The organism is Ciceribacter sp. T2.26MG-112.2, from assembly GCF_900492205.1.
In the GTDB taxonomy this organism is placed as follows: Bacteria; Pseudomonadota; Alphaproteobacteria; order Rhizobiales; family Rhizobiaceae; genus Allorhizobium; species Allorhizobium naphthalenivorans_A.
This window is the reverse complement of the sequence record NZ_UEYQ01000007.1, coordinates 76,671-88,616: the sequence shown is the minus strand read 5'-3', so window position 1 is coordinate 88,616 and position 11,946 is coordinate 76,671. Positions and strand designations below refer to the sequence as shown.

The following is an 11,946-nucleotide window of genomic DNA, read 5'->3' as shown; positions in this document are numbered from 1 at the left end:
GCCTGCGTCCTTTCTTCCAGGATATGTGATGACACAGCCGTCGGCCGACTACGACTCTATCCTTCAACATCAAAACAAAGCTTGGACCAGAGCTGGCGTGATCGCGTTGGCAATTGCGTGTGTGATCATTGTTAGCAGTTATCACTCCGGTCTTCTTGATCTGGAGCGTCTGGGATCTGGGTTTCCTGCGCTCTGGCAGCTCGGTACGGAAATGTTTCCCCCGGATTTCAACCGAGGCTTGGAGTGGATCAGCCCTCTCATCGACACTCTGGCGATGAGTATAGCTGGGACTGCGATCGCGGTACTGATATCACTTCCAGTTGGCTTTTTCGCCTCAGGGAAAACAGCACCCAACGCTGTCATCTATATGATCTCGCGTGGATTGTTGAATGGTCTACGGTCGATCCCGGAGCTGATTATGGGCATCGTCTTCGTGGCGGCAGTGGGATTTGGAGCGCTCCCAGGCGTGCTGGCTCTTGGTCTTCACTCGGTTGGCATGGTGGGCAAGTTCTTTGCGGAGGCGATCGAGCATTGCGATAATGCGCCTATAGAAGCCGCACGCGCAGCTGGTGCGTCGCCGTTCCAGATCGTGACGCGGGCGATCTTGCCACAAGTTCTACCGCAATTGGCCGATGTGACCATCTATCGGTGGGAGTACAACTTCCGCGCCTCGACAATCCTGGGCACTGTGGGAGCTGGTGGTATCGGTTTCGAGTTGATGACATCCCTCCGGATCATGAATTATCAGGAGGTTCTTGCGATCATGCTCGTTGTCCTTCTGATGGTCACCATCGTTGACCAGGTCGGCGCTCTCCTCCGCCGCCAGCTGCAATAGAAGGATAAATTAAATGCTCCCAAAGGTAGTAATCACCCATCGCGTCCACGAGGAGATTATCTCAAAGCTATCTCCCCACGCTCGTTTAGTTTGCAACGATACTGATGATACATGGCCCCGCGAGAAACTGCTCGCAGAATTGAGCGACGCCAAGGCGATGATGGCGTTCATGCCGGACATGATCGACGCGTCTGTACTCGCGCACGCTCCCGATCTTCAACTTGTGGCATGTGCGCTGAAAGGCTTCGATAACTTCGACATCGAAGCCTGCACGCAGCGTGGAGTCCACGTCACGATAGTGTCCGATCTTCTCACTGACCCGACAGCCGAACTTACAATCGGTCTGATGATTGCTCTTGGGCGGCACATTCTGCCAGGCGACAAGAGCGTCAGGAGGGATTACAAAGGTTGGCGCCCTCGGTTTTACGGCCTTGGGCTGCAGGGCACAGCAATCGGCATTTTAGGGATGGGAGCGATCGGAAAAGCTATAGCACAGCGCCTAAGTACCTTCGGCGCCATTGTGTCGTACTGGGATCGTCAATCCCTGGACAAAGCCGATGAGATCAGACTGAACGTAAAGCCTCTTGAATTTGACCAGTTGATCTCGTCGTCTACCTTTCTTGTGTGTGCACTCCCGCTTTCGGCCGAAACGAAGCATCTCCTCGGCGCTGAACAACTCGCCAAAATGCCCAAAGGAGCACTTCTTATTAATCCTGCACGCGGAAGCGTGGTTGATGAAGAGGCTGTTGTCGCTGCATTGCAGGCGGGGCGCTTGGGAGGCTACGCCGCTGATGTTTATGAGATGGAGGACTGGGCCAGACCCGACCGGCCTGACAAGGTCCACGGGGGTCTCCTCAATCGCGAACATGATTCGATCTTGACACCCCACATAGGCTCAGCAGTGGCGAAGTCGCGTTTGGCTATCGAGCACGAGGCTGCTGACAACATTATAGATTTTGTCCAAGGCCGAAGACCTCGTGCGGCAATTAACGAGGTTCAACTAATTCCTTGATTAGAGAAAGTAATGTTTAGCCTTTCGCATGTCGCAGCATTCATAGAGGTAATCGAAACTGGCAGCTTTCACGAGGCGTCGCGACGGCTTCAGATATCCCAACCGACTGTCTCACATAATGTGAAACGATTGGAGGATATACTAGGGGTGCGGCTGGTCGAGAGGAGGAAGGACAAGTGTGTGCCGACTCGGCAAGGGCTCGTATTCTTGCCATTCGCACGCAGCCTTTTGACCGTCACGAAGAGATCTCTGGACCGCCTGCACAGCGGCCGGATTACGTTGGGTGCCAGTACTAACATCGGTACCTATATTTTGCCAGTCCACTTGAAGCGTTTACAGGATGCTCAAGGCCGGCCACCTGAGGTGGCCGTTGCCTCAAATCCTGAAATCATCGAAAAGCTCTTGAGGAAGGAGATTGATCTAGCCTTTACCGAATGGTGGGACGATCGAAAAGGATATCAAGCCCGCCTTTGGCGGAAGGAAAAGCTGGTAATAATCGTATCCCCACAGCATAATTGGAGGACGCGAAAAACAATTGAAGCGGCAGAGTTATTTCAAGAGTCCCTCATTGGCGGAGAACGTGGAACCGGTACCGGATCCGTGCTCCGCGAGGCCTTCGGCCAAGCGGCAGAGCAATTCCCAATCTCATTCAATGTCGGGAGCACTGAGGCTGTGAAGCATGCAGTTCGAGCTGGTCTCGGCATTTCGATCGTGATGAGGGGCACTGTCCTCGATGAGCTCGCGTCGGGTAGGCTTTATGAGGTTTCTGTTGAGAATGTGGTTCTCGAAAAGTCTGTGTGGGCTGTACATCCCGTACATATGGAGGATGGTTCACCGGAAGCAATCGCGCTTAAGGTTATACTCGATGCGAGCGCCCCTCTGGGTGACCTAGAGCACGTCCACATTACTCGGGGTCATATCCGCAAGATTTGAAGTAGTTGGCGCATTCCTGCGGCTCGAACATGGTAACGGCCTGGCCGACCGCATCCTTTGGTATCGCCGCCTCAATTCCCGGAGTATCCCATACAAGGGGGACAAGATCGGGGACCGCCCGATTTTCGATGCGTAAGGTTCCCTGCTCCATGTCGCGAATATTCGGCCGTCAGACACATAGTTGGTTTCCATGGATCGTTTGTCATAAACGAGGGTTTTTGAGCATGCCATAGCGCATGCCGTCACGCCCCTTGAATGGCGCGATGGAATCTTCTCAAAACTGTTATAGAAACGGTTGTCGCAAAATGCTATGTGTCCAACGACTTTCAAGAACATTTGGATGGCTATGCGGGTCGGGTACGCCAGGGTCAGCACGATCGATCAAAATCCGGAGCTTCAGCTTGAGGCGCTGAGACGCGCCGGTTGCGAGAAGGTGTTTACCGAGCGCGGGTCAGGCGCTCGCGATGACCGCCCGGAATTGGGCCGAATTCTCTCCGACGTGCTTCGCACTGGTGACACGCTCGTTGTCTGGAAACTCGATCGGTTGGCGCGATCGCTAAAGAAGCTCATCGCGACGGCGGAAGAGTTGGAGCGCGCGAAGATCGGGCTCGTGTCCTTGACCGAGAGCATTGATACGACGACGCCGGGCGGCATGCTGACCTTCCATGTCTTCGGTGCGATCGCCCAGTTCGAACGTGCTCTGATCCGCGAACGCACGACGGCTGGACTGGTCGAGGCGCGGCAACGTGGCCGCAAGGGTGGCCGCCCGCCCGCGATGCGCCCGGGCGATATTGCCGCGGCGCGCGCCCTGATGAAGGAAGGCAGCATACCGGTACGCAATATTGCGCAGCGCATGGGGGTTTCTGTTGCAACCCTCTATCGTCATATCGGCAAGAAGGGTGGCTCTCCCAAAACAGTGGAATCCGAGGACGTCCATGGCTGAGCGGAGAAAGCGGCCGCCCGGAGAGGCTCTTGTCGATCTTCGACGCCGATTGTCGCTGCTTTCTCCCCGTGATCCAGGCCGTACCGAGATTGTTGCTCGTGCCGCCGATGCCTACGGCATCTCGATCTGGACCCTGTATCGGGCGCTGCGGGAGTTGAACCGCCCGAAATCCGTACGGCGCGCCGATCACGGAACCTCCCGGATCGCCCCGCAGCCGGAGATGGAAACCTATGCCGAAATCATCGCGGCCCTGAAGATCAGAACGGCGAACCGGAAGGGGCGGCATATCTCCACGGCGCGCGCCATCAAGCTGCTTGAGGAAGACGGCGTGGTGACGCCCGATGGCCTGGTCCGTGCACCGCCCGGCATCTTGAAACGCGCAACGGTCGATCGGCTGCTGCGTGTTTCCGGCCTGGATTATGCGCGCGTCACCCGCCCGGTGGCTGCCGTCCGATTCCAGGCGCGGCGTTCCAACGAACTCTGGCACTTCGACATGAGCCCGTCCGACCTGAAGCAGGTGGAAGCGCCGCTTTGGGTCGAGGAAGGGCGCGGCCGGCCGACGCTGATGCTGTTCTCCGTGGTCGATGATCGCTCCGGCGCGAGCTATCAGGAATACCGCTCCGTCTACGGCGAGGACGCGGAGTCCGCCTTGCGCTTTCTCTACAATGCCTTCGCCGCCAAGCCTGAACCGGAACTGCCGCTTCAGGGGATTCCAACGACCATCCATATGGATAACGGGCCGGTGAGCCGCTCGCGCGTTTTCCAGTCCGTCATGGGTAGCCTTGGTGTCCGGGTTCTCACGCATATGCCCCCGTCGGACAGCGAGCGGCGCACGCCGGCGCGAGCGAAAGGCAAGGTCGAGCGGCCGTTTCGCACGATCAAGGAAGTGCACGAGACCCTCTATCATTTCCACAAGCCGAAGGACGAAGAGGAAGCCAACCTTTGGCTCAGGCGCGCCTTGGTCACCTACAATAACGGCGACCATCGCACAGAGTCTCATGCACGCATCGAGGATTGGCTGCGGCATCTTCCTCCTGACGGGGTGCGGGCGATGTGCTCCTGGGAGCGGTTCTGCGCCTTTGCGCGCGAACCGGAACGACGGACGGTTGCTGGAGACGCGACCGTATCGGTCGAAGGCGCATCCTATGAGGTCGAGCCCGAACTTGCCGGCGAAACGGTGACCTTGCTCTGGGGCCTGTTCGATCAGGAACTGTTCGTCGAGCATGAGGGCAAGCGCTTCGGTCCATTCCAACCTTCGCGCGGGGCGGTTCCCCTCTTTCGCTATCGCAAATACCAGAAGAGCAAGCTCGAAGAGCGGCTCGACAAGGTGGTGCGCCTGGCAGACCAACTTGGGCTCCCCCGCGCCGCGGTCACCGGCGGGGATCGTCCATTGCCTTCGCTGCCCCCGACCACGGCTGGGCTGAGTGTACGGCGGACACCGTTTCCGGAACCCGCAATAGAGACCGCTTATCCAAATGGCCTCGCAGCCCGTGGGGCCATCGCCGACCAGCTCGGCCGGCCGATCGGCGCGATGAATGCCGGTGACCGCGCCTTCATCAATGAACTGCTTGGAGAAACACTCGACAAAAAGATGATCGCGGCCCGTATCCGCGAACGCTTCCAGGCGCGAAGAAAGGAAGAATGATGCTCGCTGACGTTCAATCCAGTTACGGCCTCGACCGGCCTTTCCAAGGGGCCGGCAACTTTGAGACCGAGCATCAGCGCACGATCATCCGCGAGGTGTGTGCGGCCGTCCAGACCGGTCGGCTTGTCGTGGTCTCCGGCCTGGTCGGTTCGGGGAAAACCCACCTTTTGCGCCGCATCGAGGCCGAACTCACCAAAGCCGGCAAGGTCGCACTCGCCAAATCGCTGGCGGTCGACAAGCGGCGCACTTCGCTGCCATCGCTCATTGAAGCCCTGTTCTACGACTTGTCTCCCGGCGATCGTGCGCAGGTCAAGATCCCCAAGCAGGCCGAGCGCCGGGAGCGCGACCTGCGCGACATCATGAAAAAAGGCAAACGGCCGATCGTCCTCGTGGTCGACGAGGCCCATGACCTGCACCACAAGACCTTAACCGGCCTGAAGCGACTGATGGAGGTGGTCGCCGACGCCGGCGTGCTCCTTTCCGTACTTCTTGTCGGGCATCCCCGGTTGCGCAATGATCTGCGCCGGCCGCAAATGGAGGAGATTGGCTACCGCACGACCATTTTTGACTACGAGGGGATCGGCTCCGCGCGCCGCGACTATGTTGCCTGGCTGCTTGGCGCCTGTGCGGCCGAAGGCGTAAAGGTTGGCGAACTCCTCGAGGAAGAAGCCATCGACCTCATCGCCGAACGTTTGCGCACGCCGCTTCAGATCGAGATGCATCTCACCCTCGCATTCGAGCAGGGCTTTCGCCTCGGCGCCAAGCCGGTTACCGCCGAAATCGTCGAGCAGGTCCTGTCCCGCGCCATCGACGATCTCGAACCGACGTTGACCCGAAATGGTTACGATGCGACGGCTCTGGTCACGCACCTCAATGCTCGGCCGTCGGATATCCGCGCCTTCCTGGCGGGCACCCTTGATCCCGAATATTCCCGTCAGCTGACCGAGCAACTACGACAGGCAGGCGTCCCGGTTTGACCATGCCGTCGCTGGCAATTAATCTGAGCACGTGGCGGATGTTTGCAAGCAGACCCGGATGTTTGCGAGCACATTGGCAAAGAGCGTGAGCACGACGCCCGCTCCATTGTCAGATAATTCGAGCAGAAAATGCCGATGTTTGCGAGCAGAGGCGCTTATGTTGGCAAGCCGCTACAACTACTACGAGAAGTGGTGGATGATGACGGGCGAGCACCTCCCCGCTGACATGACCGATCTCGTGCGTCACCTGCGCGATTTCGTTCCGCCGGCCACCGTTTTCGACAAGCGCACCTATTCCCCCTGGATCGACGGGCGCCTCCATGCCCGGCTTCGCCGGGATGGGGTCAACAGCCTTGTGATCAGTGGTGGTGAAAGCGACGTCTGCGTGCTTGCCACTGTCCTTGGAGGGATCGACCTCGGCTACCGGGTCGTTGTTCTCAAGGATGCGGTCTTTAGCGGGCTGGATGAAACCTACGACGCCTCACTGAAATTATTGGGTGGCCGCTTCTCGACGCACGTGGAGCTCTGCGAGACACGCGAGTTTCTCTCATCGGATCGGGCCTCCTACTGACAGGACAGACGGGGTGCGTGAATGTAGGTGCACGTTCGTGTGGTCGCCCGGACTGACGATATCAAAGCTCACCCACAGTGATCTTCCGAGGGTCCAGAACAGGCCGACCCTTCGGGAAGACACTGGTGACCACCGCCACCCTGCGACACGATCGCGATTTCCAGACTGATTGCGGCGGCTACTCAAGGGTCCAGCAGCAGATTGGCTACTTGAGCTTCAATGAGCCGCCATATCTCGGCGTGCGGGCCAAGACACGGCGAGAGTCAGCCGTTTGGCATAGGCGGAAGTCAGACGATTCCGCCGGAGCCGCCCTTGACTGCCGGGCGCTCGGAGGCGACCCGGGCGCGGTAGCCGCTGGCGCGATAGGTGGCGACCGGATCGATCGCCCCGCCGGCGCGACGGCGGGCTTCCGCCAAGATCGGCTCGACATCGGTGCGGTAGGCGCGTTTGAGCGTTTCCGTCGCCATCAGAGCGTCATTGCTGTCCTGGAAACCTTCAAGGGCTGCACGGTCGACCAGCAGGGCCTGGGCATAGGCGCGGCGGATCTCGTTGGCGCTGGAGATCAGGCTTTCGATCGGGTCGGTGACGTTGTGGCTCTGGTCGATCATATGGGCCGGGTGGAAACCCTTGACGCCGCGATGTTCGGCATCGACCAGTTCGTTGAACACCAGGAACAGGCGATAGGGCTCGATCGACCCGGCGTCGAGGTCGTCGTCGCCATATTTCGAATCGTTGAAATGGAAGCCGCCGAGCTTGCCGAACTGGATCAGGCGGGCGACGATCATCTCGATATTGGTGTTGGGCGCATGGTGGCCGAGGTCGACCAGGCAGAAGGCCTTGTCACCGAGCGTCTGGGCGATCAGCAGGTTGGAGCCCCAGTCCTGGACGACGGTCGAATAGAAGGCCGGCTCGTACATCTTGTGTTCGGAGAAGATCCGCCAGTCGTCGGGCAGCGCCTTGTAGATGTCGGCCATGGCGGCGAGATAGCGCTCGAACTGCCGGGTGAAGTTTGATTGGCCGGGAAAGTTGGAGCCGTCTCCGACCCATACGGTCAGCGCCTTCGAGCCGATCGCATTGCCAAGCTCGATGCATTCGATGTTGTGTTCGACGGCCTGGGCGCGGGTCGCCGCGTCTACGTGGCTGAGCGACCCAAACTTGTAGGAATGGGCCTGGTCGGGTCCATCCGAAAACGTGTTGGAGTTCATGGCGTCGAAGCCCAAGCCCAGCGCCTCGCCCTTCGCCTTCAGCTCCTTCGGATCGGCCTTGTCCCATGGGATATGCAGTGACACCGTCGGCGTGGCGCGCGTCAGTTCGTTGATGACCGAGCAGTCTTCCAGCTTGTCGAAGATATGGCGCGGCTCGCCGAGGCCGGGAAAGCGGGCAAAGCGAGTGCCGCCGGTGCCGACACCCCAGGAGGGAACGGCGACCAAGAATTCGGCGACCTTGATGGTGACCGTCTCGATGTCGACGTTGCCGCGAGCGAGCTTTTCGCCGAGCGCCGCATAGTCGGATTTAAGCGCGGTGGCGCGCTTGTCGTTCTCGGCGCCAATCAGGTCCGACGAAATCTGGCTATCCGTCATGTTATCTCTCCTCCCCGCGAACGATTGTCGTCCGTCCGCGTTCTACGTCAATTCGATCATTGCAAAATGGGACATTCATGGACGTCGTACGCATACTGCTCGCCATCCTCCTGCCGCCGGTCGGTGTCTTCCTACAGGTCGGCATCGGCCTGCATTTCTGGCTCAACATACTGCTGACCCTGTGTGGCTATGTTCCGGGGATCATTCACGCCATATGGGTGATCCTGCGGAGATAGCGGCCACCGCCACGGCATTGGCGCCGTGGCGGGCTTGGGAGGCTTGATCAGCGCGTGAAGCTCTGGGCGTTGCCGGCATCGACATTGATGATGTTGCCGGTCGACTTGGCGGAGAGGTCGGAGGCGAGGAAGTAGATCGCTTCGGCAATATCCTCGGGGAAGACGTTGAGCTTCAGCATCGAGCGCTTGCGGTAATGCTCCTCCAGATCGGTGACCTCGATCTTGGAGGACGCCGCACGCTGTTCGCGCCATTCGCCGTTCCAGATCTTCGAACCGCGCAGCACTGCATCCGGATTGACCGTGTTAACGCGGATGCCGGCGTCCGCGCCTTCCAGCGCCAGGCAGCGGGCGAGGTGAATTTCGGCGGCCTTGGCGGTGCAGTAGGCCGACGCGTTGGGCGAGGAGGCAAGGCCATTCTTTGAGGCGACGAAGACGATATTGCCGCCGATCGCCTGGCGGCGGAACAGGCGGAAGGCCTCCCGCGAGACGAGGAAGTAGCCGGTCGCCAGGATGTCGATATTCTTGTTCCACATTTGAAGCGTCGTGTCCTCGACCGGGGCCGATGAGGCGATGCCGGCATTGGAGACGAGAATGTCGACGCCGCCGAATTCGATGCAGGCCTCGGCGAAGGTGGAGGCGACGGCTTCTTCCTTGGTCACGTCGAGCGTGACGGACCGGACGTTGTCGCCGCCGTAACGCCTGGAGAAGTCGGCCATGGTGTCCGCGAGCGCATTGGCGTCGATGTCGGCCAGTACTACACAGGCGCCTTCCGCCATCAGGCGCTCGGCCGTGGCGCGGCCGATGCCGCCGGCGCCGCCTGTGACGAAAGCGACGCGGCCGGCCAGCGACTTCGGCTTGGGCATGCGCTGGAGTTTCGCTTCCTCAAGCAGCCAGTATTCGATGTCGAAGGCCTCCTGTTCGGGCAGGCCCTGATATTCGGATACCGTCGAGGCGCCCCTCATCACGTTGATGGCGTTGACGTAGAACTCGCCGGCAATGCGGGCGGTCGCCTTGTCCTTGGCAAAGGACAGCATGCCGACGCCCGGGACCAGAAAGATGACCGGATTGGGGTCGCGCATCTTCGGCGAATTGTCGTGCTTGCAGCTCTCGTAATAGCGCGTGTAGTCGGCGCGGTAGTCTTCCAGTGCCTTGTCCAGGCCGGCGATCACCGCATCGGCGTCGGGCTTGGCCGGGTCGAAATCGACGATCAGTGGGCGGATCTTGGTGCGCAGGAAGTGGTCGGGGCAGGAGGTGCCGAGGCTTCCCAACGCCTGAAGATCCCTGGAATTGACGAATTCGAGCACGGCGGCCTGGTCGTCGAAATGACCGAGCTTGCGCTCCGCCTTGCCGATGCAGCCACGGATTTCCGGCATCAACTTCGCGGCGATCGCGCGGCGTTCGGCTTCCGGCAGGCTCATGGCGACGGCGCCGCCGAAGATGGTCTTGCCTTCGGTTTCCTTGGCGAACCACTCGATCGCCTTGTTGATGATCTCGAGCGTCAGCAGGTAGCAGTCCTTGGCGTCGTTCGCCCAGGTGAACAGGCCGTGGCTTTCGAGAACGACGCCCTGGGCAGTCGGGTTGGCCTTGACGAAGGCTTCGAGGTCGAGGCCGAGCTGGAAGCCCGGACGGCGCCAGGGAAGCCAGCCGATGTCGGCGCCGAAGATCTTCTGCGTCAGTTCCTTCGAGTTCTTCGAAGCGGCGATCGCGATGATCGCGTCGGGATGCATGTGGTCGACATGGGTGAAGGGCACGAAACCGTGCAGGGGGGTGTCGATGGAGGCGGCACGCGGGTTCAGGTTGAATGTGCAGTGCGGCAGGAAGCTGACCATGCGGTCCTCGTCCTCGACGCCCTTGTAGAGCGTCTTCAGCGCTTCGAGCTTGTCCATATAGAGGGTGGAGAAACCGTCGAGCTTGATCGTGCCGATGTCGCCGCCGGAACCCTTGACCCACATGACGCGAACCTTCTCGCCGGTCAGCGGATCGGTTTCCATGACCTTTGCCGATGTGTTGCCGCCGCCGTAATTGGTGATGCGCTTGTCGGCGCCCAACAGATTGGACCGGTAGAGCAGCTTGCCGGGCTCGTCGAGCTTTGCAGCGTAAGCGTCGTCCCAACGGTTTTCGAGAAGGCGGGTTTGGCCCGTCATTGCTTCCTCCCTGTGCATGTCGATTCATGGGCAGCGCGCAAAGACGGCCCATCTCCTTCTGGTCGACGGTATCGCGCATCCTTGCGACGATTGTCAATCAATTTCGATCAGAAACATTCATGATGCGACGCAACATTATCTTTTTTGATCGTTTGTGATTGACAGCATAAAAGCAATTCGGATAAATCACGCTCAGGAGGAGCCCATGCACGAACGCGAACGTCATCGCATCATATTAAGCGCGATCCAGGAAAAGCCGGTCATCACCGTGCAGGATATCGCCGAGTTGACCGAGGCTTCAGAGGCTACGATCCGCCGGGATATCGCGTCGCTTCACGTGCAGGGCAAACTCCGTCGGGTTCGTGGCGGGGCCGAGGCGGTCCATCCGCCGCAGCTCGGAAACCTCGCGGCGCGACCGTTTCGCGTTTCGGAATCGGTCAATATCGACAAGAAGCGCGCAATTTCGCGCGCAGCCGTGGATCTCTGCGAGGAAGGCGATTCGATCATCATCAATGGGGGCACGACGACCTTCCAGATGGTGCATTTCATGTCCGCGCGCCGCCTGCAGGTCATGACCAATTCCTTCGCCATCGCCGAGCACCTGGTGAAGCATTCCAAGTGCACCGTTTCGGTGCCGGGCGGGGCGATTTATCGCGACCAGAGCCTGATCCTCTCGCCCTTCGACAATGACGCGATCCGCAATTTCTATGCGCGGCGCATCTTCATCGGGGCGCAGGGCATCAACGCGCATGGCGTGATGGAGTCGGACGCGCTGGTTATCCAGAGCGAGCAAAAGCTGGTGCGCCAGGCGGACGAGCTGATCGTCATGGTCGATTCCAGCAAGTTCGCCAAGCGCTCCAGCCTGATCCTGTGTTCGCTCGACAACGTCTCGACGATCATCACCGACGACAAAATTCCCGACGAGGCGGCCGCTATGGTCACCGACGCCGGCATCAAGCTCATTACGGTCAAGCCGATGGCTTCGGCCGAGAAGGAGGATACCACGTCGGTCGCATGATGTGATCCGGCCGCGTGGGGGAGTTCAAAGCAGTCTATCAACCTGGGAGGAA

General features: G+C 59.8%; 10 protein-coding genes and 1 pseudogene. 9 read left to right on the top strand and 2 right to left on the bottom strand.

The window, feature by feature from the left end; all coding sequences use genetic code 11:
* Positions 1–28 precede the first annotated feature (28 nt).
* The 7 genes and pseudogenes from phnE to DYZ14_RS12830 form a co-directional block, all read left to right on the top strand.
* The gene (gene phnE, locus DYZ14_RS12860; protein WP_006473411.1) at positions 29–835 is read left to right on the top strand and encodes a phosphonate ABC transporter, permease protein PhnE; all 807 of its coding nucleotides are present in this window, start codon (positions 29–31) and stop codon (positions 833–835) included.
* Positions 836–848: 13 nt separating this feature from the next.
* Entirely contained in the window at positions 849–1,847 is a 999-nt protein-coding gene (locus DYZ14_RS12855; RefSeq protein WP_003501101.1) for a phosphonate dehydrogenase, read from the top strand.
* A gap of 12 nt (positions 1,848–1,859) precedes the next feature.
* On the top strand, positions 1,860–2,780 hold the full coding sequence (locus tag DYZ14_RS12850) for a LysR family transcriptional regulator (RefSeq protein WP_154721043.1): 921 nt from the start codon (positions 1,860–1,862) through the stop codon (positions 2,778–2,780).
* 340 nt (positions 2,781–3,120) lie between these two features.
* Positions 3,121–3,723 (top strand): recombinase family protein, encoded by a 603-nt coding sequence (locus tag DYZ14_RS12845; protein WP_003501098.1) that lies wholly within the window; start codon positions 3,121–3,123, stop codon positions 3,721–3,723.
* Entirely contained in the window at positions 3,716–5,368 is a 1,653-nt protein-coding gene (locus tag DYZ14_RS12840; protein WP_003501095.1) for an IS481 family transposase, read from the top strand. The genes DYZ14_RS12845 and DYZ14_RS12840 overlap by 8 nt, the downstream gene beginning before the upstream one ends.
* On the top strand, positions 5,365–6,345 hold the full coding sequence (locus tag DYZ14_RS12835; RefSeq protein WP_003501092.1) for an ExeA family protein: 981 nt from the start codon (positions 5,365–5,367) through the stop codon (positions 6,343–6,345). Before DYZ14_RS12840 ends, DYZ14_RS12835 begins: the two co-directional genes overlap by 4 nt.
* 175 nt (positions 6,346–6,520) lie before the next feature.
* Positions 6,521–6,916 (top strand): annotated as a pseudogene (locus tag DYZ14_RS12830) (cysteine hydrolase family protein); the annotation flags it as partial.
* 287 nt (positions 6,917–7,203) lie between these two features.
* Here the strand turns inward: DYZ14_RS12830 and rhaI are convergent.
* A complete protein-coding gene (gene rhaI / locus DYZ14_RS12825; protein WP_154721041.1) occupies positions 7,204–8,496 on the bottom strand; it encodes an L-rhamnose catabolism isomerase in 1,293 nt (430 codons plus the stop codon).
* 77 nt (positions 8,497–8,573) lie between these two features.
* On the opposite strand from rhaI, the gene DYZ14_RS12820 reads away from it, so the two are divergent.
* Positions 8,574–8,732: a YqaE/Pmp3 family membrane protein gene (locus DYZ14_RS12820; RefSeq protein ID WP_154721040.1), complete on the top strand. Its 159-nt coding sequence runs from the start codon at positions 8,574–8,576 to the stop codon at positions 8,730–8,732.
* Positions 8,733–8,779: 47 nt separating this feature from the next.
* Here DYZ14_RS12820 and DYZ14_RS12815 read toward each other — a convergent pair whose 3' ends face one another.
* Positions 8,780–10,876, bottom strand: coding sequence for a bifunctional rhamnulose-1-phosphate aldolase/short-chain dehydrogenase (locus tag DYZ14_RS12815; protein ID WP_154721039.1), 2,097 nt, complete (start codon positions 10,874–10,876; stop codon positions 8,780–8,782).
* Positions 10,877–11,081: 205 nt separating this feature from the next.
* Here DYZ14_RS12815 and DYZ14_RS12810 point away from each other — a divergent pair, with 205 nt between their 5' ends.
* The gene (locus DYZ14_RS12810) at positions 11,082–11,894 is read left to right on the top strand and encodes a DeoR/GlpR family DNA-binding transcription regulator (protein ID WP_154721038.1); all 813 of its coding nucleotides are present in this window, start codon (positions 11,082–11,084) and stop codon (positions 11,892–11,894) included.
* The last annotated feature ends 52 nt before the right edge of the window (positions 11,895–11,946 follow it).

Bases quoted from the DNA above. Each gene is read 5' to 3' on its own strand.
- DYZ14_RS12840 (WP_003501095.1), top strand. From the start codon at position 3,716: ATGGCTGAGCGGAGAAAGCGGCCGCCCGGAGAGGCTCTTGTCGATCTT.
- DYZ14_RS12815 (WP_154721039.1), bottom strand. From the start codon at position 10,876: ATGACGGGCCAAACCCGCCTTCTCGAAAACCGTTGGGACGACGCTTAC.
- DYZ14_RS12850 (WP_154721043.1), top strand. From the start codon at position 1,860: ATGTTTAGCCTTTCGCATGTCGCAGCATTCATAGAGGTAATCGAAACT.
- DYZ14_RS12810 (WP_154721038.1), top strand. From the start codon at position 11,082: ATGCACGAACGCGAACGTCATCGCATCATATTAAGCGCGATCCAGGAA.
- DYZ14_RS12845 (WP_003501098.1), top strand. From the start codon at position 3,121: ATGGCTATGCGGGTCGGGTACGCCAGGGTCAGCACGATCGATCAAAAT.
- DYZ14_RS12855 (WP_003501101.1), top strand. From the start codon at position 849: ATGCTCCCAAAGGTAGTAATCACCCATCGCGTCCACGAGGAGATTATC.
- phnE (WP_006473411.1), top strand. From the start codon at position 29: ATGACACAGCCGTCGGCCGACTACGACTCTATCCTTCAACATCAAAAC.
- DYZ14_RS12820 (WP_154721040.1), top strand. From the start codon at position 8,574: ATGGACGTCGTACGCATACTGCTCGCCATCCTCCTGCCGCCGGTCGGT.
- DYZ14_RS12835 (WP_003501092.1), top strand. From the start codon at position 5,365: ATGATGCTCGCTGACGTTCAATCCAGTTACGGCCTCGACCGGCCTTTC.
- rhaI (WP_154721041.1), bottom strand. From the start codon at position 8,496: ATGACGGATAGCCAGATTTCGTCGGACCTGATTGGCGCCGAGAACGAC.